The organism is Sedimenticola hydrogenitrophicus (assembly GCF_025175675.1).
In the GTDB taxonomy this organism is placed as follows: Bacteria; Pseudomonadota; Gammaproteobacteria; order Chromatiales; family Chromatiaceae; genus Sedimenticola; species Sedimenticola hydrogenitrophicus.
This window is the reverse complement of record NZ_JANIOA010000006.1, coordinates 38,521-62,588: the sequence shown is the minus strand read 5'-3', so window position 1 is coordinate 62,588 and position 24,068 is coordinate 38,521. Positions and strand designations below refer to the sequence as shown.

Below are 24,068 nucleotides of genomic sequence, written 5' to 3'. Positions count from 1 at the left end.
TGGTGACGCCGGTTTGTGCCGCACCCGGGGTGCGGTTACCTCCCGATGAAGCGGATCAGCCGATGGCCTCTTCGACGCTGTCGCTCTTGCCCATGTTGTCGGTCCAGGTGAGCTTCAGGGTCTCGCCCTTGCCGCCATCGAACTTGAAGGAGAGATAGGGGTTCTTGGAGACACCGCCACTCCAGTGGGCGTTCATCACCATCTTGCCGCCCACTTCACACATCACCTCCTGGATAAAGTGTGCCGGTACCATCCCGCCGCTCTTGGAGTCCTTGCGGAAACCCGACTCCATGGGATGGGTCATCAGGGCCTTGACGGTGGTTACCCCGTCCTTCTCTTTTGCGCGAATCTTGATTGTTGCCATGTTCTATACCTCGAAAAATAGTGTGTCTGCTATCAAATGCCGATGGCGTCCTGACGGGGCTTAGCCGCCGCAGCCGCCGATCGTCACCTTGACCTCCTTTTTCGCGGTATAGAGCTTGCCACCGGCCTTGACCACCGCGACCACATCTCCGCTCTTACCCATTTTGATCCGGGTGGAGGCGTAACCGTGGGCGCCGTCGGTCAGATCAAAACTGGCCACCAGCGGCGACGGATTGTTGGGCGCGGCGATGGTGATCGACTCCACACCAGCCATGGTGGCCGTCACGGTGACGGGAACCACCGCGCCGTTCTCGGCAATCTCCGGAGCCTTGATATTGATCTCCGCGCTCTCGGTCATCTCTCCGGAGCCCAGCAGGGTCGAGATCGCATCGTCCATCTTTTTCTCGCCAAACGCCTTGTCCGGCCAGGCGGCCAGCACGCTGGTAGGTACCAGCAGTCCGGCGCCCACGGCAACACCCAGTGTGCCGGCGGCCACTGAACCCTTGATAATCAGTCTGCGTAATTCATTCATAACTGTTTCCTGTCTCTAGATGCTTCTGTAGATACTTCTGATCAGGGCATGACCGTGGTCAGACCGACGCTGACCCAGTCCTGCATACCACCGCGATACCATTTCAGTTTATAGGCGGGGTAACCCATCTTGGTCAGTGTCTTGATATTGACCGATGACTGGGGACACCAGATGCCGTTACAGAACAGCACCAGGGTCTTGGCTTTGCGGAAATCCCACTTGCCATCCACCATCTGTACGCCAAAGCTGTTGACCAGGATATCGCTCAGGGTCTCCGCCTCGGTTTCGATCTCGAAGTTGCCCGCCACATCGATATTGATCTTGTCCCAGGGAATATTGACCGCGCCGGGGATGGTGCCGCGCCGGGTCCAGTCCGGGGTGCGGGAATCCACCAGCATCACACTGCGGTCGCCATTGCTGATGCGCTTCAGGTAACCCAGCACGTCCAGCTCACCGATCGTATCCACCCCCGGAATGAGGTGCATCGGCTGGATGCAGAAGGGCGGGCAGTGGCGGGAGGGGTGGTTATAGGCTGCCGGAATAGTGGCATCCTTGTCATCGACCCGCCGGATGGTCACCGGCTTGCCGTTGTGCATCACCTCCAGCGACTCCATTCCCGGAGTAATCTTGGCCATGGGGCCGGCCATCGCCAGGCCGGACAGCACCACACCGCCGATCAGGGCCAGGGTAATCAGTACCTTGCCGTATTTCATTATGTCTCTCCTTCGGTTTGATCCGTATCAGTACTTCAGATAGGAGGGTATTTTGAGCTCGCTCTGCGACACCTGCTGCTCATAGCCGAGCCGGCCTTCCTGTTCGGCCTTTTTGGCCAGTTTCACGGCCTTGTCATGCTCGCCGGCCTTGGCCGCCTCCTGGGCCTGCTTTATGAACTTGCCGGTATCCCGCCACTCGCCATTCACCGAGGCCGCCTGCTTGCGCGCCGCCTCCGCCTTGGCGATGGCATCGGCGGCCATCGCCGCATCGGCCTTCATGCCACCCGCCAGAACGGCGGCGGACCCGGCCAGCAGCCCGAATGCCAAAACCAGCATTGCTAATACAGTTTTAATCTTCATATTCCTCTCCAGTTTCACTTATTGCCCGATCCTGAATGACAGGGGACGCCTATTTGCGGGCACTCGGACCATTCAGCTCCAGGCCGTTGCTCAGGGAGGTGAGGAAATACTCCAGGTTGCGATACTCCTCACCCTGCGCCTCCAATGCCTTGGCACGGATGTTATTGTTGCAGCCGGAGAAGCGGCGATGCAGCGTGCCGACGGTCCCCCACTTGGAGCGGTACACCGGCCAGCCGGTGACGTGACCGAGCGTCGGACTGAGGATCTCGGTGCGCACCCGCAGGCCGGTATTCTGCAGGTGACAGGTGGCGCAGGAGAAGTTCAGCTGACCGCGCCGGGTGAAATAGAATTTCTTGCCGTCCTCATAGGCCGCCATGGCGCGGGGATCGTCCTTCGGCACCTCCACGTTGATCACCTTGCCGCGGGACTGGAAGGCGATATAGGCCAGAATGTTGTTGATCGGTCCCTTCTTGTACTTGAGCGGTTTCTCGCCATTGGCCTTCAGGCAGTTGTTCAGGGCCAGCGGCAGGGTCATCACCATACCCTGCTGTTTATCCCAGCTCGGATACTTGTCGGCCATCGCCGGTCCGTCCGGAAAGCAGTCCTTGTAGCCCTTGCCGTTGGCGAAGGGCTTCTCCCACATCGCCTGGCCGGCATCGATGAACGGCTCATAAGGAGGAAACTCCTCGATCGCTTCCCAGTTTTCACGCCCTATCGGATCGATGGCGTAGACCCCGTTGGCGTACTCCTCCATCGGCACCGAGGGGAACTTGGCCTTGTAGTACTTGATGAACGCCATGCGGTCCTCCTCGGGACCCGCCTGGGCGGTAACGGCGGTAATCGCCAGTAACGCCAGAGTAATCAGTATTTTTTTCATAGTCTCTCTTCCCAAAACCCTAAACCAAAAATAATCAGTCGCGGTTGTGCAGCGCTGTTGCCTCAGAGGGTCCAGATATACTCGACGATCTTATCGATCTCTGCGTCCGACAGGACCTGCAGCCGACCGAAGGGCACCATGGCGGACTCGGGATTGGCCGCGGTGGCATCCCAGATCTGCGCGCGCAGCTTGGCCTTGTCGGGATAACGCGCCTGCATCGCCAGCAGCGGCGGCCCGACATTCCCGGGTGTGGGCTCGTCTTCGATCATGTGACAAGCGAGACAGTTGCCTTTTTTCCGGTTGACCGCGATGGCTTTGCCTTCGGCGACGACCGCGGGGTCAACCTGGGCAGCCATCGCCTTGGGCGCTTCTTTTGTCGTGGGTTTGCCGGTGCAGCCAGTCAACCAAGCCGCCGACGCTATGATGACCAGTGTGGAAACCAGTCTGACAGTTTTTTTCATCATCTCCTCCTAAGGAATGCTGAAGGGGTGACCGCCTGCCCAATAGCTGAACGTCAGCCTGTGCGCATCCCTGCACGTTCATTTATCGGACAAGAGGTCAGTTATGTCGTCACTCTACCTGATTTATTGGTTTAGCGGTCCCAGAGTATAGTCGGCATGGTTGCGACCGGTTACTCGATTCCGTGGCAGATTTTCGGACGTAGCTGATTATGGAAATTGATCCAGGTTAAGGAAATTGGAACATACTGCAGCAGATATTGTGGTTTTCCACTATTGGGATTCCAGGGTCAACATCATGCGCATCAGGTCGGAGAGGGTTTTCGCCTCCATCTTGTCCATCACCTTGGCCCGATGGGCCTCGACCGTGGACTGACTGACCGAAAGTTCGGCGGCAATCAGCTTGTTGCGCAGCCCCTGCACCACCAGCTCCAGCACCTCGCGCTCCCGGGGTGTGAGGCGGGACAGCTTCTGCTTGATCTCGGCCAGCTGCGAGGCCTCGCCCCGCTGCCGGGCATCATACTCCAACGCCCGATGCACGCTGTCCAGCAGTGACTGATCATTGAACGGCTTCTGGATGAAATCCACCGCACCCGCCTGCACCGCGCGTACCGCCATCGGCACATCGCCATGACCGGTGATAATGATAATGGGCGGACAGAGCGGCTGCTCCAGTAGTTGGTTCTGCAGGTCCATGCCGCTCATGCCGGGCATGCGCACATCCAGGATGATACAGCCGGGCCGTGAGGCGTCGAACTGATCCAGATAGGCATTGGCGGAATTAAACGACTCCACGCTGAGCCCGACCGACTCCATCAGCAACTGGAGTGCCTCACGGACCTCCCGATCATCATCGACGATAAAGACTGTACTCTCGCTCATGTTTCTGTTTCCCTATTGTGGGTATGTGGGCAGCAGGAAAATAAAACGCACCCCACCCCCCGCTACGGGTTCGACGAAAATCCGCCCCTTGTGCGCCTCGATAATCCCCTGGCTGATGGAGAGACCGAGCCCCATGCCGTTGGACTTGGTGGTGACAAAGGGATTGAACAGCTGATCGGCCACCGCCGGATCCAGCCCGGGACCGGTATCGGTAAGGGTGACCCGCACATAATCGACCGCCTCGTTGCGCGTGGCGATACTCAACAACCGCGCCCCCTCCGGGATATCGGCCATCGCCTCGATGGCGTTTCTCGCCAGGTTCAGGATCACCTGATCGATCTGCACATGCTGCGCCAACACCTTGCCGATCCGTTCATCCATGTCCAGGACCACCTTGACCCCGGCCTTGCGGATCTCGGTGCGCAGCAGGGTGATCACCTCATTGATCACCTCATTGATATCGATCAGGCTCAGTTCCGGCTGCTCTTTCTTTACGAACTGCCGCAGGTGGCGAATGATCTCGCCCGCCCTGGCGGCCTGGGCGCCGATACGCTCCATCACATCGATCACCCTTTCCGTCTCGCCGCTGCCGCTCTCCAGCATGCGGATACAGGCGTGGGCGTTGGTGGCGATGGCCGTCAACGGCTGATTGATCTCATGGGCGATGCCGGAGGCCATCTCACCCATGGTGCTGAGACGGGCCACGTGGGCCAGGTCGTCCTGATGCTGGCGCGCCTCCTCGCTGATGCGCTTGCGGTCGCTGATATCCCGGAACACCACCACACTGCCCACCGTCTTGAGCTGCCCGTCCCTGATCGGGGTACTGGAATACTCCACCGGAAAACTGCTGCCATCCTTTTTCCAAAACACGTCGTCCTCGACAAAGCGGGGGACCTGGTCACTGTTGGTGGCGTAGACCGGACACTGGTCGGCCGGGTGCTGCGACCCGTCGGCGCGGGTATGGTGCAGGATCTGATGCTGATTGCGGCCGATCAGGTCACTGTCCGCCCAGCCGGTGATCTGGGTCATGGCCCGGTTGGCAAAGGTGGTATTGCCGTTCAGGTCGACCCCGATAATGCCGTCGGCCACCGAGTTCAGGATCAGCTCGTACTGCCGTTCCAGGTGCTGCTTGGCCTTCTTCAACTCGCGGTTGAGGCGCACCACCCAGGTGGTCATCAGCAACATGAAGAGCAGGAACGCCAAGGCCACCAGTAGCCAGTACCAGTACTTTTTGATCGCATCGGACAGGGTGAAGCGCCCTGTGTACTCATAGGGGGGCAGCTGCAGCTCCCTGAACAGCTCATGCACCGGCTGGTAATCCAGCGGGATCGTCCAGCTCTCGTAATTACCGGCACGGGCGGCCGGATGGGATCTCGGCATGTTCAGCAGCGCCACGGCGACCTGCTGCGCCAGCTCGTTGGAGGTGTGCAGCACCTTGCTGAACGGCCACTCGGGATAGAGCCGGGTACTGCGGCTCAACAGGAAACCGGGATTGACCTTGCGGTTGATAATCTTGAAGTCGGCCATATCGATCTGACCCGCCTTGGCCATGCGCTCCAGAATGTCGGTACGTACCGTGCCGACATCGACCCGGCCATCCCTGACCGACCTGACCACCCGGTCATGAATACCGCCAAAAGTGATGGAATGCATATCCCGATACGGGTTCAAACCCCGGGTGTTCATCTCCCGCCAGGCCATCTGAAAGCCGCCCAGGGAATAGACGTCCACCGCCATCAGGCTTTTTCCCTTGAGATCATCCAGGGTATTGATATCGTCCCGATCACGCCGGGTGAAGATCACGCCGCCAAATACGTTTTTTGCCGTCCCGCCCGCCAGGTTGTTGAGCGTGGCAATACGCGAGATACGATGACGCACCTCCAGATTCACGTACATCCCCGGGTTGGTCAGGATGAAATCCACCTGACCGAACTTGACCGCCGGATCCACATCGGAAAAATCGAGCGGGACAATTTCAAAGGTATAGTCGGGAATCACCCGACTCAGGTAGATCGCGGTGGGCGACCAGGCGTCATACGTAGCCTGGTTGCCGCGATGGCTCAGCACCCCGACCCGGATCAACTGATCCTCGGCCGGAAGCGACGCGGAAACCAGCGGCAGCAACAGAAATAACAACAGCGCCCGACGCCACATGCAACATTCCTTCAAGGGTATTGAGCCGAGACTACGGAATATTCCCGGTACAGGCAAGCCCGGGCCGGGCTACGGTGCCGACCACCCGCATGGGTAACTACTCACCCGAGGGATCCGCCTGAGGCACACCCATGCACCACGGAGGCACAGAGGACACAGAGGTGAAACCGGGCGATGTAACTGAACGGATCGTTGGAGCAACCATTACACTTAAGGTAACTACTCACCCAGTCTGTAAGTGACTGGCCTGCCTTGCCGGCCTCACACGATGGCTGGACCAAGATCGGCCAACAAGGCACGCCAATCACCCCGTGAGTAGTTACCACCTAAGGACCCAAGGACGGAACCCACGGGAGAATCATATGAATTCTCCGTTCTCTCTGTGTCTCTGTGTCTCTGTGTCTCTGTGTCTCTGTGGTTCAGATAGAAGCAAGCAGTTACCCCCAGGGGAGCATATGTCTGGAAAAAAAAGCCTGCGCGCACCATAATGGGTACAGCAGAGCGCAGGAGAAAAGCGAATGGCCAATTATCAACACATCCTGGTGGCGGTGGATTTTTCCAAAGAGTCTGAAGCGGTCATGGCCAAGGCCATGGAACTGCAGAAGCTGTACAACGCGCGCCTCACCCTGGTCCATGTAGTGGAGTACACGGGCGCCATGTATACCGGGGAGATCCCGCTCCCGGAAGACCTCGATCTGGACCAGCGACTGGCCAAGCAGGCGGAGACCAAACTGCAGGCACTGATTGATCAGCACAGCCTGGCGAATGCCGGATTCCAGGTGGAGATAGGCACACCGAAGCGCGAAATCGTCCGCGTGGCCGCCGAGCAGAAGGCCGAACTGATCGTGCTCGGCAGTCACGGTCGTCACGGCCTGCAGCTGTTGCTGGGCTCAACCGCCAACGGTGTGCTCCACCAGGCCGCCTGCGATGTCCTGGCGGTGCGAGTGGAGAACGCCTGAATTCCATCCCGGGTTGAACAGGTTTCGTAGCGTGGGTTAGCGGCGCACAGGTACGACACTTTCATTCTAAAACAACGCCCGGCATTCTATAACAATGCCCGGGCAGACCACGACTCTATCCAGGCGCCGCGTAACCTACCGAGTCCTCGATCACCAAACGGTGGGTTACGACGCGCGTACGCTGCAATACCAACGGCCACCTCCTGAGCGGGGCGCGTCTAACCCACCCTACAAACTGCCCCTTGTTCTTCCTTGATCCAGGACCGCGCGGTGGGGGGTAATGGCGGCTCCAACCTGGGCGCTAGCCGAACCAGCCCGACTGGATCGCCCCCATATAGAACAAGGTACCGGAGAAGATGCTGAGCAGGGCATTGCCGCGCCACAGGTGCAGTGCTGTGGTCAACAGCAGGGCCAGCAGTTCATTGACCCCGTAGGGCGCCTGGGTCAGGTCCAGCGATTTCAGGCTGTACAACACCAGCAGGGTCATGATGGCCGGCGGCATGTAGCGGCCCAGATAGAGCAGCAGCGGGTGATCCCCCTTCTCGCGAAACGCCACGAACGGGATCAGCCGGGTGATGAAGGTGGCCACGGTCATCACCAGGCACACCAGCAGCAGATAACCGGTTGCACTCACGAGGCCACCTGCCGGGTACGGGTACGCAATAACAGCAGGGCGATCGACAGGCCGATGGAGACCAGCAACATCTGCTCGCGGAACAGCCACAGCGCCGTCAGGCCGCACAGCAGGGCCACGGCAAACGGATAGGGTTCGCGCAGTTTCTTCCACTGCTCCAGCATCAGCACCATGAACAGGGCGGTCAGGACAAAATCCATCCCGCGGGTATCAAACTCCACACCGGCCCCGAACAGGGCGCCCAGGGCACACCCGGCCACCCAGTACCCCTGATTCAGCGCGGTCAGCGCCAGGTAATAATTCTGCTCATCGTGGCCGTCCGGCGGATGGGTACTGGTGATCAGGGAGTAGGTCTCGTCGGTCAGGCCGAAGATGAGATAGAGCTTCCTCAGCCCGCGGGCACGGTAGCGGGCGAGCAGCGACACACCGAAGAACATGTGCCGGGAGTTGAGGATGAAGGTGGAGATCGCCACCTCGACCAGGGACGCCTGGGCCGCCAGCAACCCCACCGCCATGAACTGGGCAGCGCCGGCGTACACGGTCAGTCCCATCAACGGGGCGAAGTACCAGGCATAGCCGAGATCCTGGAACAGGATGCCGAACGCCATGCCCAGGGGAATATAGCCGAACATCACCGGCACCGAGGCACGAAACGCCGCCGCCAGGGTGGACATCAGGCGCTCCGCGACAATCGGTCCGCTCTATCCCAGCCAGACACGCGCATTGCGGAACAGCCGCAGCCAGGGCCCCGCCTCAACCCAGCCGTCGGGATGCCAGGAGTTCTGCACCGTGCGCACCACCCGCTCAGGATGGGGCATCATGATGGTGACCCGGCCATCCCGGCTGGTGAGGCCGGTTATGCCCTCGGGCGAACCGTTGGGATTGGCCGGATAACGGCCGGCCACCTCCCCGCTGTTCTCCACGTACTGCATGACCACCTGCGCTTGGGCGGCGGCCAGGTGGGCCGCGTCACGGAATTCGGCCCGCCCCTCACCGTGGGCCACCGCGATCGGCAGCACCGATCCGGCCATGCCCTGCAGCAGGATGGAGGCGGACGCCTTCACCTCCACCGAGACGAAGCGTGCCTCGAACTGCTCCGAGCGGTTGCGCACGAAGTGCGGCCAGTGCTCCGCGCCGGGGATCAGCTCGTGCAGGTTGGAGAGCATCTGGCAGCCGTTGCAGACCCCCAGGGAAAAGTTGTCGTCGCGTTCGAAGTAGGCCTGGAACTGGTCCCGTGCCCGGGGGTTGAACAGCACCGACTTGGCCCAGCCCTCGCCGGCCCCGAGCACGTCGCCGTAGGAGAAACCGCCACAGGCCACCAGCCCCTGGAAGCGCTCCAGCGAGACCCGGCCGGAGAGGATATCCGACATGTGCACATCGATACTGTCGAAGCCGGCCTTGTGGAAGGCGTTGGCCATCTCCAGTTGGCCGTTGACCCCCTGCTCACGCAGCACGGCGATCTCCGGGCGCACGCCGGTATTGATCATCGGCGCCGCCACGTCCTCGGCCGGGTCGAAGCCCAGCTTTACCTGAATGCCGGGATCGTTGGCATCGGCGATGCGTTCGAACTCCTCGCGGGCGCAGTCCGGATTGTCGCGCAACTGCTGCATCGCCAGGGTGGTCTCCGACCAGGCCTGCTGCAGCGCCACCCGCGGCATCGCCAGCAGGGTCTGTTTGCCGCGCACAATCTCCACCCGGTCGCCGCCGTTGAGGGTGCCGATCAGGTGGCTATAGTGGCTGAGCCCGGCATCATGCAGCTGCTTGAGCACCGCATCGGTGTCGCTGTGGCGTACCTGGATCACCGCCCCCAGCTCCTCGTTGAACAGCACCGCCAGGTCATCCTCCGCCAGGTCATCCAGCGTTACCGTCACGCCGGTGTGGCCGGCGAAGGCCATCTCGCACAGGGTGGCGAAGAGACCGCCGTCGGAGCGATCATGGTAGGCCAGCAGCAGGCCGTCGCGGTTGAGATCCTGGATGGTGGCGAAGAACTGCATCAGGACGTGGGCGTCATTGAGGTCCGCCCCCTGGTGTCCCACCTGGCGATACACCTGGGCCAGGGCGGAAGCCCCCAGACGGTTGGCCCCCTTGCCCAGGTCGATCAGGATCAGGTCGCTGTCCCCCTGGTCGTGGCGCAGTTGCGGCGTCAGGGTGCGGCGCACATCGCTGACCGGCGCGAAGCCGCTGATGATCAGCGACAGCGGCGCGGTCATGGCGCGCGCCTCGCCCGCCTCCTGCCACACCGTCTTCATGGACATGGAGTCCTTGCCCACCGGGATGGCGATACCCAGGGCCGGGCACAGCTCCATGCCCACCGCCTTCACCGTGGCGTAGAGGCTGGCATCCTCGCCGGTGTGCCCGGCGGCCGCCATCCAGTTGGCGGAGAGTTTGATATCGCTGATGCTGTCTATAGCGGTGGCCGCCAGGTTGGTGATCGCCTCGCCAATGGCCATGCGTCCGGAGGCCGGGGCATCGATCAGCGCCAGCGGCGTACGCTCGCCGATCGCCATCGCCTCGCCGCTATAGCCCACGTAATCGGACAGGGTCACCGCCAGATCCGCCACCGGCACCTGCCAGGGGCCCACCATCTGGTCGCGCGCCACCTGGCCGGTGATGGAACGGTCGCCGATACTGATCAGGAAGGTCTTGTTGGCCACGCTCGGCAGGCGCAGCACACGCAGCGCTGCCTCTTCCAGCCCGACACCGGCAAAATCCAGCTCCGGCTTGCGGAACGGCCGATGTTTCACATCCCGCAGCATGCGCGGCGGCTTGCCGAACAGCAGCGGCATGGAGATATCGATGGGATTGTTCTCGAAGTGGGCATCCCCCAGCAGCAGATGCTCCTCGTCGGTGGCCTCGCCGACGATGGCGTAGGGGCAGCGCTCGCGCTCGCAGATCGCCTTGAACTCCTCCAGGCGCTCGCTGTCGATCGCCATCACGTAACGCTCCTGGGCCTCATTGCACCAGATTTCCATGGGCGACATGCCGGGCTCGTCGTTGGGAACGGTGCGCAGCTCGAAGCGGCCGCCGCGGCCGGCGTCGTGCACCAGCTCGGGCAGGGCGTTGGAGATGCCGCCGGCGCCCACATCGTGAATGAACAGGATCGGGTTCTCCGCGCCGCGCCCCCAGCAGCGGTCGATCACCTCCTGGCAGCGCCGCTCCATCTCGGGATTGGAACGCTGCACCGAGGCGAAATCGAGATCCTCCGCCGAGGTGCCGCTGGCCATGGAGGAGGCGGCGCCGCCGCCCAGGCCGATCAGCATCGCCGGCCCGCCCAATACCACCAGCGGTGAACCGGCCGGAAAATCGTGCTTCTCGATATGCTCCTCGCGGATATTACCCAGACCGCCGGCGAGCATGATCGGCTTGTGATAACCGCGCAGCTCCGGCCCCTCCGGCCCCATCACCCGCTCCTCGAAGGTACGGAAGTAGCCGCACAGGTTGGGGCGGCCGAATTCGTTATTGAAGGAGGCGCCGCCGATCGGTCCCTCGAGCATGATATCCAGGGCGGAGACGATGCGCTCGGGCTTGCCGAAGTCCTGTTCCCACGGCTGTTCGGCCCCGGGGATGCGCAGGTTGGAGACGGAGAAGCCGGTGAGCCCGGCCTTCGGCTTGGAGCCCTTGCCGGTGGCCCCCTCGTCGCGGATCTCACCACCCGAGCCGGTGGCCGCGCCGGGATCGGGGGAGATCGCCGTCGGGTGGTTATGGGTCTCGACCTTCATCAGGATATGGATCGGCTCGGCGCTGTAGACATAGCGGTGGCTGCCAGCCTCGGTCAGGAAGCGCTGTCCCGGGTGGCCGCTCATCACCGCGGCGTTGTCCTTGTAGGCCGAGAGCACATGCTCCGGGGAGTGCTCCGTGGTGTTGCGGATCATCTTGAACAGAGAGCGCTCCTGGCGCTCGCCATCGATAATCCAGTCGGCATTGAAAATCTTGTGCCGGCAATGCTCCGAGTTCGCCTGGGCGAACATCATCAATTCCACATCGGTGGGATTGCGTCCCAGACCCTGGAAACTCTCCACCAGGTAGTCGATCTCGTCCGCCGACAGGGCCAGCCCCAGCTCGCCGTTGGCCACTTCCAGCGCCGGTATGCCGCCGCCCATCACGTCGACCGTGGTGCAGGGGCGGGGTTCGGCCCTGGCAAACAGGCAGACCGCCTCCTCCAAGTCGTCGAACACCACCTCGGTCATGCGGTCATGCAGTACCGAACGGGCCGCCTGCAGCTCATGTTCGCTGATGGCCGCGCCCGCGCCGCCGGTTCCCCCACTTTCGACCAAGTAGTAGGCGGTGCCCCGCTCCAGCCGCTCGACCTTCTCCAGACCGCAGTTGTGGGCGATATCGGTCGCCTTGGTCGACCAGGGCGAAATGGTGCCGGGCCGCGGCACCACCAGCAACAGTTGTCCCGCCGGTTCATGCTCCGCCAGATGGGGGCCGTAGCGCAGCAGCCGATCCAGGATCGCCCGCTCATCGCCGTCCAGGGTCTGACTCAATTCGGCAAAGTGGATGAACTCGGCATATAGCCCCAACGGACGGCCGACGGCCTCGCCAAGGCGCCGTTCAAGTTTGTTCTGACGGAAATCGGAGAGTGCTGGAGCACCGCGAAGAGTGAGCATGGGGTACCTTGTTGCTGGGCGGAAAACCAAATCGGTAATGATACTCCAAGCCGCCGGAAAATGCCGCATCGGGCCCGCGCTTGTCAGGGCAAATCTGTTCTCACGCCAATCGAAATGCATTCCCACGTGGAGCGCGGGAACGAGCGGTAGGGGACGAGGGCGCAGAGTGTGGGAATGCGGGGTGAGGTGGTATGCATTCCCACGCGGAGAGACTGTGAAAGTATTCAGGCTGATCAACGCGGCAAAAAAATTGACCGCCTGAGAAGCCCGTAGAGAGGCGATCGCCATCTCGGGAAGGGTTTGGGTACCTCCCTTTTCGCGTCATTTGGCAATTCTTTCACAGTCTCGGAGCGTGGGAACGAGGACGCGGAGCGTGGGAATGAGGAAAAGTGATTGGCCTGCCTTGTTGGCCGATCTTGATGGCGCCTCGAATCCGGCCCCTTTTTCAGATTCAAGCCTGCCCTTGTTTGAGCGAAGCGAGTTTTGTCCAGGGAAGGACTTATGCCGCGAAGGCCAGGGATGGCCGGGAGCGGCTTGGGCAGGCGCTGAAAAAGGGGCCGGATTCGAGGAAACAAGCCATCACGTGAGGCCGGCAAGGTAGGCCAATCACCCCGTGAGTAGTTACCTTTAACAATTATTTGCACGTTTAGATGACGTGGTCCTGATCGCGTACAACGGACGGCCTTTTCAAACTTCACCCTTCAAACTTTATCAATTTGACTCCGACCCCTGTCGATGCAGATCCCCCGACTCGATCCGGCGCCGGTGATAGAGGGAGTAGTAGCGCACCTGGGCGGTGGCGTGGGCAATCCAGCCGGACAGGAGGATGATGAGGATAAACAGCTCCGCCCGCAGTTGCGGGAAGGGGATCATCAGGGCCAGCAGCACCAGCTTGAGAAACACCACCTGACCGCGTAGCTGGATCAGCCAGATGCCGTTGGAGTAGATGGAGATCAGGGAGAGGCCGATACCCGAGACCAGGGTGATCTGCAGATAGAGTTGCCAGCTGTCGTCCGCGGCCGGATAGAGAAACCCGGCCCCCAGACCACCCAGCCCCACCAGGTGCAGGGTGCGGAACAGCACGTTGAGCCAGCGCTGGCCGGGCAGATACCGGGATTCCGCTGGAAACAGTTGCGCTTTCAGACTCATGACTCACACCTCAAACCAGGGACTCACCCGTGACTGACAGGTCAGGGTAAGGCGTGGTGCCAGTTGTGGCAACCGGGTAAGGATCACATCCCGCACCCGTTCCGGGTGATTGTTCTGTTCGCTGACGTGGGCCACCACCAGGTGTCGCAGCCCGGCATGCTCCAGCTCCGCCAGCAGCGCCACCGCCTGTTCGTTATTCAAGTGTCCCAGCCGGCCGCCGACGCGACGTTGCAGGGCCGGCGGATAGGGGCCGTCGGCCAGCATCCGCCGGTCGTGATTGAACTCCAGCAGCAGGGCGTGACAGCCGCTCAGCACCTGCTGGATATGCGGCGTGATGCTGCCGCTGTCGGTCAATACCCCCAGGCGGGACTCCTCGCTGCTGAAGATGTATTGCGCCGGTTCCCGCGCATCATGGGGTACCGGATAGGGTTGCACCGTGATGTCACCGATCCGGAACGGCGCCTGGTGGCTGTGGATCAGTTGCACCGCGGGGAGCTCGCCGCAGCGGTTCTGCCGGTAGGTGCCGTGGGTGATCCACACCGGCAACCGGTAGCGCCGCGCCAACGGCCCGACCCCCTTGATGTGATCCTGATGCTCGTGGGTCACCAGGATGGCGGCCAGGCTCTGCGGCGCCACCCCGAGCAGGTCGAGACGGCGTTCGGTCTCCCGGGCGGCGAAGCCGCAGTCCAGCAGCAGCCGGGTCGTTCCACTCTCGATCAGGGTGGCGTTGCCGCGACTGCCGCTACCCAGGGAGGCAAAGCGCACCGGAGGTACCCGCGCCCGGCCGGGGCGTTACTGGATCTGCTCATGCAACAGGGTGAGAATGCGCAACGCGGTTTCGGAGTTGTCCTGAACCCCCTCCTTGTTCCGAACCACCACCCGGGTGCCGCGGGTGTCGGCATCCAGCCCCACCTGGTACTGACTCTCCTTGTCGATGTTGCGGTCATTGTCACGCCAGAATGCGAGCTTGCTGAGCAGGCCCGGCTCATCGACCTCCTTGAGCGGATCGTTATAGCGGACGTAGTAGACTCGATTGGTGCGGTCCCGGTCTTCCACCGCGAATCCGACCCGGTCCAGCGCCACACCGGTGAGACGCCAGGCACGGTTGACCTCCTCATCCATCAGCAACAGCACCTCGTCGCCATTGCGCACCAGCCGCGAACGCGCCTGGGCCGCCCCGCCCTGCGCCAGGGAGCGACGGGATTGCTGATCGGCCACGCCCATGTAGTTCATCAGTCGGCGCAGCATCTCGGCCTCCAGGCCGTGATCGGTGGGCCGCGGATTCCATACCGTACGCTCCGGATCGCCGCCGCCATCCAGGATATACTTCTCCTCCATGCCGCGATGGGTCAGATAGAGTTCGGTGAACCCCGGATTGGCGCCCTGTTCAATACGCAACCGGTACTGGTCGCGGGTCGCCGCCGCGTAGGCGCCTTCAAACACCGAACGGATCTTGTCGGTAATGAAATCCCGCTTGATATCCGCCCGGTTCTCCAGCCAATCGGTCACCATCACGCCCACGGTGGGATCCTGCTGCGCCAGCAGGATGCCGTTCTCCTGCCAGAAGGCGACCGTCTTGTACCAGACATCCTCCGGGGTGCCCTGGATACGCAGCCAGCGCTGATTGCCGTCGCGCATCACCTCGATCTGCTCGATCGTCGGCAGCACGCTGGTACGGGTGGCGACCCGCCCCTGAATGCGCTCCCGCTCCAGCTGACCCGACAGGGTGGTCGCCTCGGCCCCGGAAGAGCCGGGGATCACCAGTTGATCATTGATGGTGCTCTTGGTCAGATCCGGCGGGATCTCCAGATTGGTACCGGCATCCTTGGCCTTCTTGTATTCGACCTTGCGGTCGGGCAGCACCTTATCCATGCTCGGCAGGGCGCCGCACCCGCTCAGCAGGGCGGCAACCAGGAGAGAGATCAGGGTATTGGGATTCGTAAAAGCCATAGTTGTAAAGAACCTTGTTGCCGGCAATCCGGCGTATTTAGGGCCTGGAAAGAAATAACTGTAACATATTGCGCCGGATTTTCGTTTGCCTTCAAGGCACGGCAAGGCGCGCATAGTCGTTCTATGTAAGTCTTGCCGTAACGCCGAAGGCGGACGAAAAGACCAGCAAGATGTAACAGTTATTTATTGACAGGTCCTTAGACGAGACCCGCGTTGACCATCGACTGGCGCAACTGCTCCCGGTAGGGCGCGGCGAACCAGGTCAGCGGCAGGCGGATCCCCTTGGGAATGCGGCCCATCTCGGCCAGCGCCCATTTTACCGGGATCGGATTGGACTCCAGGAACAGATCCCGGTGCAGATCGGCCAGCGGTGCGTCGATGCGTGCCGCCTCGGCCGCATCGCCTCGGCGCGCTGCCGCGATCATCCGCTGCATGGCGGCCGGGGCTATATTGGCGGTCACGGAGATGGTTCCGACACCGCCGGCCAGAATAAATTCACGCGAACTGGCGTCATCGCCGGTGATCAGGGCGAACTCCTCGCCACAAAGCTCGCGCAGCAGCGCCACCCGGCTCAGATCACCGGTCGCCTCCTTGATGCCGACGATATTGGCGATGGCGGCGAGCCGACCCACCGTCTCCGGCAACATGTCGCAGGCCGTCCGGCCCGGCACATTGTACAGCAGCTGGGGGATATCCACCGCTTCCGCCACCGCCTTGAAATGCCGATAAAGCCCTTCCTGGGTCGGCTTGTTGTAATAAGGGGTGACCAGCAGGCAGCCGTCGGCCCCCGCCTGTTTGGCGCAGCGGGTGAGCTGGATCGCCTCGGTGGTGGAGTTGGCCCCGGTGCCGGCGATCACCGGCAGCCGTTTGGCGGCAAATTCAACCACCTGCCGGATCACTTCACAATGTTCCCGCTCATCCAGGGTGGCGGACTCACCCGTGGTGCCCACGGCGACAATGGCATCGGTACCCTGATCCACGTGCCAATCCACCAGGTTGCGCAGGCTGTTTTCATCGACGCTGCCGTCTTCCCGCATCGGGGTGACCAGCGCTACCATACTGCCTTGAAACATGTGAAAAAACTCCCAATTACCGGCTCAATCACGCATTCTAAAACGGCGGCTTGGACGCTGACAAGGAAGATGGCCGATAATACGGTAATTCCGATTCGTTTCCGTCTGAATACCACCCCTTTTCCCCCGGCTTGACCGGCCCCGATTCCATAGAGCGCAAGACAAGCGGGCCTTCAGGAAGCTACACTCAGGGGAAAAGTCACAGGAGCAAAATTTATCTATGTCCGCACAGAACTATTTGGTGATCTCCGCACTGGGCAAGGACCGTCCCGGCATTGTCGACGAACTCTCCAAGGCAATCCTGGATATCGGCTGCAATATCGCCGACAGCCGCATGACCGTCCTCGGGGGCGAGTTTGCCATCCTGCTGATGGTGGAGGGCAACTGGAGCAGCCTCGCCAGGATGGAGGAGGCGATGCCCGCACTGGAGCGCCAGCTCGACCTGACCATCATCGTCAAACGCACCGAAGGCCGTGACCGGTCCACCCCCTCCCTGCCCTATGTGGTGGATGTGGTATCCCTGGACCACCCGGGCATCGTGCACCAACTGGCCAACTTCTTCTCCACCCGGCGGATCAATATCGAGGACATGGCCACCACCAGCTATGCCGCCGCGCACACCGGAACCATCATGTTTTCGGTGCACATGACCGTGGGCATTCCCGCCGACATCCACATCGCCTCGCTGCGGGAAGATTTCATGGAATTCTGCGATGCCATCAACCTGGACGCCATAATCGAACCGGCCCAGCGTTGAGACACCGGCGTTGAAGCAGAAGCGCCACCCAGCAACCCATTCGTAATTCTATGCAGGAAAAACCGCCGATGAATGACCCGGAGAAGCGTCGCCTGTTTGTGCTCGATACCAACGTGCTGATGCACGACCCCACCTCCATATTCCGCTTCCAGGAGCACGATATCTTCCTGCCCATGGTGGTCCTGGAGGAGCTGGACAAGGGCAAGAAGGGCGTGTCCGAGGTGGCGCGCAACGTGCGCCAGGCCTCCCGTTTTCTCGATGAGCTGATGTCCGGCGCCAGCAAGCAGCAGATCGACGCCGGCCTGCCGCTGCCGGCACCGGGCAACGGCAAGAGCGCCAATGCCGCGCCGGCCGGCCGGCTCTTCTTCCAGACCACCGCGCTGGCCAAGGACCTGCCGGCCAGCCTGCCGGGCAACACCCCGGACAACAACATACTCAGCACCGCCCTCACCCTGCAGCAGGCCCACCCGGAGATGCTGGTGGTGCTGATCTCCAAGGATATCAACCTGCGCATCAAGGCGGCGGTGCTGGGGGTACCGGCGGAGGATTACTACAACGACCAGGTGCTGGACGACGTCAACCTGCTGTACAGCGGCGAAGCGGAACTGCAGAGCGACTTCTGGGAGAGCCACAGCAAGAACCTCGACTCCTGGCAGGAGCAGGGGCGCACCTATTACCGGGTCAAGGGCGAGGATACCCGGAACTGGTATCCCAACCAGTGCCTGTTCATGGATGACGACTCCAACTTCGAGGCCATCGTGCGGCGCCGCGACGGCGACGATGCGATCATCGAGATGGCGACCGATTTCCGTAGCGCCAACCACTCGGTCTGGGGCATCCGGGCACGCAACCGGGAGCAGAATTTCGCCATCAACATGCTGATGGATCCGGAAGTCGACTTCGTCTCACTGCTCGGTACCGCCGGCACCGGCAAGACCCTGCTGGCCCTGGCGGCCGGACTCACCCAGACCCTGGACATGAATATCTACCGCGAGATCATCATGACCCGGGTGACGGTGCCGGTGGGCGAGGATATCGGCTTCCTGCCCGGTACCGAGGAGGAGAAGATGACCCCGTGGATGGGCGCCCTGATGGATAACCTGGAGGTGCTGACCCAGACCGATGGCGGCGAGTGGGGCCGCGCCGCCACCGATGAACTGCTGCGTTCGCGCATCCGTATCCATTCGCTCAACTTCATGCGCGGCCGTACCTTCCTGAAGAAGTACATTATCCTGGACGAGGCGCAGAACCTCACCTCCAAGCAGATGAAGACCCTGATCACCCGAGCCGGTCCCGGCACCAAGATCGTCTGCCTGGGCAACGTGGCGCAGATCGACACCCCCTACCTGACCGAGACCACCTCCGGCCTCACCTACGTGGTCGACCGTTTCAAGGACTGGGGGCACAGCGGACACATCACCCTGCTGCGCGGCGAGCGCTCGCGGCTGGCGGATTACGCCTCCGATACGCTATGACCGGAGGACGGCGCCCACGGGGCGCCCTATGGCTGAGGGAGTACCACGGATGAACCAGGGGGCGTTATTGCCGTACGTAACACATTGAATACAGGAAGTTTTCTCGCCAAGACGCCAAGCACACCAAGAAAAATGATGGTTTTCTGTAACTACTCACCCGGTCTGCAAGTGATTGGCCTGCCTTGTTGGCCTCACACGATGGCTTGTCTCCTCGAATCCGGCCCCATTTTCAGCGCTTGCCCAAACTCGCTTCGCTCAAACAAGGGCAGGCTTGAATCTGAAAAGGGGGCCGGATTCGAGGCGCCATCAAGATCGGCCAACAAGGCAGGCCAATCACCCCGTGAGTAGTTACGGTTTTCTTTCAATTTCAAGCAGCCTCGTAGGGTGGGTTAGCGGCGCACCACCACTGCACGTCCAGACCGCGACGACGCCTGGGCGCCGCGTAACCCACCGATACCTCCAACTGTTTGATGGGTTATGTCGTTCCTCCTCCACCCATCCTACGTTTCTGTGACCGGAGGACGGCGCCAATGGGCCGCACCGTCACGCCTGATTCAGTAGTCTGAGGATCGCATTCCGGTTGGTCCAGGAGCTGGCCTTGCACGCCGCCTGGTAAGCGGGCAACCAGCGCAGTTCGCCATGCTCACGGGGATTGAGCCGGATCAGCCGGTGCCCGGGCAGGCGGAAATAGAACAGATGCTCCCGGTTATAGTGGGCCGAGGCGGCGAAGCGGCCGCGCCAGGCCGGCAGGATGGGGAAACGCTCCGTATAACGGGCATCCAGCAGCCGGCCGTGATGGCGCAGCCCGGTCTCCTCGAACAGCTCGCGCTCGGCCGCCTGGCGGGGTGTTTCGCCCCACTTCAGACTGCCGGTGACGGACTGCCAGAAGCCCCTGGGGTGGGTCCGGTTCAGCATCAACACCTCGCCCTGGTCGGTATGGATCACCACCAGGACCGATTCGGGGCGTTTGCAGGATGACTTCACCGTTCCACCTGGTCGCTGCATGTCACAGCCGATGATTGTTCGCTCGACGACAGGCCGACAATAGGCAACCACCGGGTCACGCCCGACAGCTAATCCAATTGAGGCCGACAAGAATGGACCGGATCAGCGTAACCTGATCCGGCAATGTCACCAATCAGCTCTTCTCTTCTTCCACCTGGGGCTTGCGCACCCGAATCGACAGCTCGCGCAGCTGTGCCGGGTTCACCTCGGACGGTGCCGAGGTGAGCATGCAGGCGGCGGTCTGGGTCTTGGGGAAGGCCATGACGTCGCGAATCGAGCGGGCGCCCGCCAGCAGCATTACCAGTCGGTCCAGGCCGAAGGCGAGACCGCCGTGGGGCGGACAGCCGTACCGGAGCGCCGACAGCAGGAAGCCGAACTTCTCCTCGGCCTCCGCTTCGCCGATGCCGAGCAGCCGGAACACCTTCTCCTGCACCGCGCCGGTGTGGATACGGATGGAGCCGCCGCCTACCTCGGTGCCGTTCAGCACCATGTCATAGGCGCGCGACAGGCAGGCGCCGGGGTCGCTCTCCAGCAGCTCGATCTGATCCTCCTTGGGGGCGGTGAACGGATGGTGCAGGGCGTTCCAGCGGGCGCCGCCGTCATCCCATTCGAACATCGGGAAATCGACCACCCAGACCGGGTGCCAGCCGGGCTGCATCAGCCCACGGTCCTCGCCCAACTTGACCCGCAGGGCACCCAGCGCCTCATTCACTACCGTCGCCTTGTCGGCGCCGAAGAAGATCAGGTCGCCGTCCTGGGCGCCGGTGCGCTGCATAATGCCGTCGACCGCCGCGTCCGGCAGGAACTTGAGGATCGGTGACTGCAGGCCATCGCGCCCCTGACCGGTCCAGTCATTGACCTTGATGTAGGCCAGGCCGCGGGCGCCGTATATGCCGACGTACTTGGTGTACTCGTCGATCTCCTTGCGGGTCAGTTCGCAGCCCTTGGGCAGGCAGAGGGCGGCGACGCGCCCCTTGGGATCCTTGGCGGGACCGGAGAACACCTTAAAATCGACCCCGTTCATCAGGTCGGCCACATCCACCAGCTCCAGCGCACAGCGCAGGTCGGGGCGATCGGAGCCGAAACGGCGCATCGCCTCCTGATAGGTCATGTGCGGGAACGGATCGGGCAGATCCACGTCCATCACCTGTTTCACCACACCACGGATCATCTCCTCCATGGAGTCCATGATCTCGGCCTCGCTCATGAACGATGTCTCGATATCAAGCTGGGTGAATTCGGGCTGCCGGTCGGCGCGCAGGTCCTCGTCGCGGAAGCAGCGCACGATCTGGTAATAGCGGTCCATGCCCGACATCATCAGCAGCTGCTTGAACAGCTGGGGCGACTGGGGCAGGGCGAAGAACTGGCCCGGATGGGTGCGTGACGGCACCAGGTAATCGCGCGCCCCCTCGGGGGTCGCCTTGGTCAGCATCGGCGTCTCGATATCCAGGAAACCGTTGTCGTCCAGATAGCGGCGCAGCGCCCGGGTGACCGCGGCGCGCAGCTTGATGCGCTTCTGCATCTCCGGACGGCGCAGGTCCATGTAGCGGTAGCGCAGCCGCACCTCTTCGGAGACGCGCTCGTGCTCATCCAACTGAAACGGCGGGGTATCGGCGCGGTTCAACACCTCCAGACCCAGGCCCAGGATCTCGATCTCACCGGTCGCCATCTCGGGATTGACCGTGCCCTCGGGACGGGCGCGCACGCGCCCCCGCACCTTCAGCACATACTCGTTGCGCACATGTTCGGCGGTGGCGAAGATCTCCGCCAGATCCGGATCATAGACCACCTGGACCAGCCCCTCGCGATCCCGCAGATCGATGAAGATCACCCCGCCATGATCGCGTCGCCGGTGAACCCAACCGCAGATTTCGACCTCCTGGTCGATATGTGAGGCGTTTATATGACCGCAATAGTGGGTGCGCATGCTCGATATTACCGTTACTGACTGAATTTCGGGCGAGAAATTCGCCCGACGAGAAAACCGGAAATTTTAAGGTTTGGGCCCTGCAGGCGCAAGCACTGAGTCGATTTAATTCGTGTTGAACGAATCAGGCCCCGGAGTCCACCGGCTCCGCCAGCGGGGCCGGTTTCCGCCCAACGGGCACCACCGCACCCATGGACATGAGCATTTTCAGACCGTCATCCACGCTCATCTCCAGCTCCACCACGTCCTCCCGCGGCACCATGACGAAGTAGCCGCCGGTCGGATTGGGGGTGGTGGGGACGTAGACATTGATCACATCCCGCCCGGTCTTGCGCTGCGCCTCTCCCAGATCGGTGCCGGTCTGAAACGCCAGGGTCCAGAGCCCCTTGCGCGGAAATTCGATCAGCAGCACCTTGCGGAACGACTGCCCCGCCTCGCTGAACAGGGTCTCCGCCAGCTGCTTGGCACCGGAGTAGATCGACCGGACCAGGGGAATGCGCGCCAGCAGGCGCTCCCACACAGAGACCAGGGAGCGGCCGAACAGATTGGCCGCCAGCACGCCGGTGACGAATACGATCAGCACCGAGACCACCACCCCCAATCCCGGAATGGAGAATCCCAGCAGGTGCTCCGGCCGGTACGCCTCCGGTATCAGCAGCAGGGTCCCATCCAGCCAGTGTACCAGCAGGCGTACCACCAGCAGGGTGATCCCGAGCGGCACCCAGACCAGCAGACCCGCCACCAGGTAGCGGCGGATGAATTTCATGCTAGTGCTCCGTCAACGTAATAATTGCGAGTTCAGTGAGTTTGTCAGCGCTCATGGCAAGGCGCGCCTCGCCGGCAATGGCCAGCTCCCTTGGCAAGAGGCGCAACGCCGTCCATGGGCGCTGACAAGCTCACCCTTCGGGCGTCCCTGTGGCGCCCCGCAGCCGCGTTGCAGCGCTTGACAAGGGAACCCGCCATTGCCTGCGCGCCGCGCCTTGCTGCGCAACACCACAGGGACGCTGAATCCGTAATTATTACGTTGACGGAGCACTTGAGGGTCAGGCATCACAGCCGCCGCAACCGCCAGCGGCACAGGCCGGGGCCGGTTTGGCCTCCGCCTTTTCCGCGTTGTGCAGGTTCTTCTGTTTCCCGCTCTTGAAGTCGGTCTCGTACCAACCCTGCCCCTTGAGACGGAAACCGGCGGCCGAAATCATCTTTTTCAGTGCCGGCTTGGCACACGCCGGACAATCGGTCAGCGCCGCGTCGCTCATCTTCTGAATCGCCTCCAGCTCATGGCCGCAGGCATCACAACGGTACTCATAAATCGGCATGTATTACTCCTGAAATTCAACCGCCCCGCCTCACCGGGGGCACCAAATCGCTGTGGATATTAGCACAGTTGTCTTCCGCTCAAAGGTTTTCATGCCGGTCCGGTGCCAGTACGCCCGCCCTGCCTGGTAGGCACCCGACACCGGACAAGGAATATATCCCCTATACCGGTGCCGCGGCGATTCACGCCGCGGCAACAGCCGTGCCAGAATCCTGGTCAGGGAGGAAGATGGGGTGGTTGACCGTCAATTCAAGGTCCGTTGCCCCCGTGAACAGGGGGGCGGGGTGAATCCAGACAGGTCGCGATCGGCTGGGCAGATCGCCTATTTCAGGCTCTTGAGAAACTCGATCAGGAAATCCTGCTCGGTGACATCGGTAATGGAGACGTGACGCATGCGGGTATTGGGGACCAGTTTCTCATTGTCGGCGATCCACTTGCGGATATTCTCCTCGCTCCAGACCAAACCGGATTCGAGCATGGCCTTGGAGTAGGCGAAGCGCGGCAGGCTGCCGGCCGGCCGGTCGATCACGCCCCGCAGGGAGGGACCGAAGGCGTTCTTGGCCGAATCGAGCGAGTGACACGCCATGCAGCGATGCTGAAACGCGGCTTCGCCGGCCGCCACCATGGCGTCCCGGGCGGTCCCCTCACTCATGGCGAATACGGTGTTTACCGAGGCGACCAGGAGGGTGCTGATCGCCACAAAAAGAGACAACGGTTTTTTCATTTTCGGGCGTCCTGTAGTGATGGATTTAGCGATATTTATAGGCGTTCCGCCCGGTTCGGCTCAATAAGACTTAAGTATGAACGGCCCGTGCGGCGGCCAGCCAGGGTGAAGTGGCTTAGGGCTCGCGGTGGTAACTACTCACGGGGTGATT

23 protein-coding genes are annotated in these 24,068 nt (G+C 62.0%); 3 read left to right on the top strand and 20 right to left on the bottom strand.

The window, feature by feature from the left end:
* Positions 1–55: 55 nt before the first annotated feature.
* The 8 genes from soxZ to NPX02_RS05135 form a co-directional block, all read right to left on the bottom strand.
* Entirely contained in the window at positions 56–364 is a 309-nt protein-coding gene (gene soxZ / locus NPX02_RS05170; RefSeq protein WP_260292370.1) for a thiosulfate oxidation carrier complex protein SoxZ, read from the bottom strand.
* 60 nt (positions 365–424) lie between these two features.
* Positions 425–895, bottom strand: a complete 471-nt coding sequence (gene soxY / locus NPX02_RS05165) for a thiosulfate oxidation carrier protein SoxY (RefSeq protein WP_260292369.1) — start codon at positions 893–895, stop codon at positions 425–427.
* 41 nt (positions 896–936) lie between these two features.
* Complete coding sequence (locus NPX02_RS05160; RefSeq protein ID WP_260292368.1) at positions 937–1,608, bottom strand: rhodanese-like domain-containing protein; 672 nt, start codon at positions 1,606–1,608, stop codon at positions 937–939.
* 27 nt (positions 1,609–1,635) lie between these two features.
* Complete coding sequence (locus NPX02_RS05155; protein ID WP_260292367.1) at positions 1,636–1,968, bottom strand: SoxAX-binding protein; 333 nt, start codon at positions 1,966–1,968, stop codon at positions 1,636–1,638.
* 49 nt (positions 1,969–2,017) lie between these two features.
* Positions 2,018–2,845 carry a sulfur oxidation c-type cytochrome SoxA gene (soxA, locus tag NPX02_RS05150; RefSeq protein ID WP_260292366.1) on the bottom strand — a complete coding sequence of 276 codons (828 nt, stop codon included), beginning with the start codon at positions 2,843–2,845 and terminating at the stop codon, positions 2,018–2,020.
* Positions 2,846–2,907: 62 nt separating this feature from the next.
* Positions 2,908–3,306: a sulfur oxidation c-type cytochrome SoxX gene (soxX, locus tag NPX02_RS05145; RefSeq protein WP_260292365.1), complete on the bottom strand. Its 399-nt coding sequence runs from the start codon at positions 3,304–3,306 to the stop codon at positions 2,908–2,910.
* 270 nt (positions 3,307–3,576) lie between these two features.
* A complete protein-coding gene (locus tag NPX02_RS05140; RefSeq protein ID WP_260292364.1) occupies positions 3,577–4,185 on the bottom strand; it encodes a response regulator transcription factor in 609 nt (202 codons plus the stop codon).
* A 12-nt stretch (positions 4,186–4,197) separates the two neighbouring features.
* Positions 4,198–6,339 (bottom strand): PhnD/SsuA/transferrin family substrate-binding protein, encoded by a 2,142-nt coding sequence (locus NPX02_RS05135; protein WP_260292363.1) that lies wholly within the window; start codon positions 6,337–6,339, stop codon positions 4,198–4,200.
* A 518-nt stretch (positions 6,340–6,857) separates the two neighbouring features.
* On the opposite strand from NPX02_RS05135, the gene NPX02_RS05130 reads away from it, so the two are divergent.
* The gene (locus NPX02_RS05130; protein ID WP_260292362.1) at positions 6,858–7,298 is read left to right on the top strand and encodes a universal stress protein; all 441 of its coding nucleotides are present in this window, start codon (positions 6,858–6,860) and stop codon (positions 7,296–7,298) included.
* A 301-nt stretch (positions 7,299–7,599) separates the two neighbouring features.
* On the opposite strand, the gene NPX02_RS05125 is transcribed toward NPX02_RS05130, so the two are convergent.
* The 7 genes from NPX02_RS05125 to dapA all read right to left on the bottom strand — a co-directional run bounded on the left by NPX02_RS05125 (position 7,600) and on the right by dapA (position 16,714).
* Positions 7,600–7,932, bottom strand: coding sequence for a branched-chain amino acid transporter permease (locus NPX02_RS05125; protein ID WP_260292361.1), 333 nt, complete (start codon positions 7,930–7,932; stop codon positions 7,600–7,602).
* Positions 7,929–8,606 (bottom strand): AzlC family ABC transporter permease, encoded by a 678-nt coding sequence (locus tag NPX02_RS05120; protein WP_260292360.1) that lies wholly within the window; start codon positions 8,604–8,606, stop codon positions 7,929–7,931. The genes NPX02_RS05125 and NPX02_RS05120 overlap by 4 nt, the downstream gene beginning before the upstream one ends.
* A 27-nt stretch (positions 8,607–8,633) precedes the next feature.
* On the bottom strand, positions 8,634–12,542 hold the full coding sequence (purL, locus tag NPX02_RS05115; RefSeq protein ID WP_260292359.1) for a phosphoribosylformylglycinamidine synthase: 3,909 nt from the start codon (positions 12,540–12,542) through the stop codon (positions 8,634–8,636).
* A 711-nt stretch (positions 12,543–13,253) separates the two neighbouring features.
* Complete coding sequence (locus NPX02_RS05110; RefSeq protein ID WP_260292358.1) at positions 13,254–13,691, bottom strand: hypothetical protein; 438 nt, start codon at positions 13,689–13,691, stop codon at positions 13,254–13,256.
* 3 nt (positions 13,692–13,694) lie between these two features.
* Positions 13,695–14,456: an MBL fold metallo-hydrolase gene (locus tag NPX02_RS05105; protein WP_260292357.1), complete on the bottom strand. Its 762-nt coding sequence runs from the start codon at positions 14,454–14,456 to the stop codon at positions 13,695–13,697.
* A 27-nt stretch (positions 14,457–14,483) separates the two neighbouring features.
* On the bottom strand, positions 14,484–15,641 hold the full coding sequence (gene bamC / locus NPX02_RS05100) for an outer membrane protein assembly factor BamC (RefSeq protein WP_260292356.1): 1,158 nt from the start codon (positions 15,639–15,641) through the stop codon (positions 14,484–14,486).
* 197 nt (positions 15,642–15,838) lie between these two features.
* Positions 15,839–16,714: a 4-hydroxy-tetrahydrodipicolinate synthase gene (dapA, locus tag NPX02_RS05095; RefSeq protein WP_260292355.1), complete on the bottom strand. Its 876-nt coding sequence runs from the start codon at positions 16,712–16,714 to the stop codon at positions 15,839–15,841.
* 220 nt (positions 16,715–16,934) lie between these two features.
* Here dapA and NPX02_RS05090 point away from each other — a divergent pair, with 220 nt between their 5' ends.
* Positions 16,935–17,471: a glycine cleavage system transcriptional repressor gene (locus tag NPX02_RS05090; protein WP_260292354.1), complete on the top strand. Its 537-nt coding sequence runs from the start codon at positions 16,935–16,937 to the stop codon at positions 17,469–17,471.
* A gap of 68 nt (positions 17,472–17,539) precedes the next feature.
* A complete protein-coding gene (locus NPX02_RS05085; protein ID WP_260292353.1) occupies positions 17,540–18,946 on the top strand; it encodes a PhoH family protein in 1,407 nt (468 codons plus the stop codon).
* A 543-nt stretch (positions 18,947–19,489) separates the two neighbouring features.
* On the opposite strand, the gene nudB is transcribed toward NPX02_RS05085, so the two are convergent.
* The 5 genes from nudB to NPX02_RS05060 form a co-directional block, all read right to left on the bottom strand.
* Complete coding sequence (gene nudB / locus NPX02_RS05080; protein ID WP_260292352.1) at positions 19,490–19,930, bottom strand: dihydroneopterin triphosphate diphosphatase; 441 nt, start codon at positions 19,928–19,930, stop codon at positions 19,490–19,492.
* A 154-nt stretch (positions 19,931–20,084) separates the two neighbouring features.
* Complete coding sequence (gene aspS, locus NPX02_RS05075; protein WP_260292350.1) at positions 20,085–21,878, bottom strand: aspartate--tRNA ligase; 1,794 nt, start codon at positions 21,876–21,878, stop codon at positions 20,085–20,087.
* A 124-nt stretch (positions 21,879–22,002) separates the two neighbouring features.
* Complete coding sequence (locus NPX02_RS05070) at positions 22,003–22,644, bottom strand: DUF502 domain-containing protein (protein ID WP_260292348.1); 642 nt, start codon at positions 22,642–22,644, stop codon at positions 22,003–22,005.
* 277 nt (positions 22,645–22,921) lie between these two features.
* Entirely contained in the window at positions 22,922–23,194 is a 273-nt protein-coding gene (locus NPX02_RS05065) for an FmdB family zinc ribbon protein (protein ID WP_260292347.1), read from the bottom strand.
* Positions 23,195–23,515: 321 nt separating this feature from the next.
* Positions 23,516–23,917 carry a c-type cytochrome gene (locus NPX02_RS05060; protein ID WP_260292346.1) on the bottom strand — a complete coding sequence of 134 codons (402 nt, stop codon included), beginning with the start codon at positions 23,915–23,917 and terminating at the stop codon, positions 23,516–23,518.
* Positions 23,918–24,068: the final 151 nt, after the last annotated feature.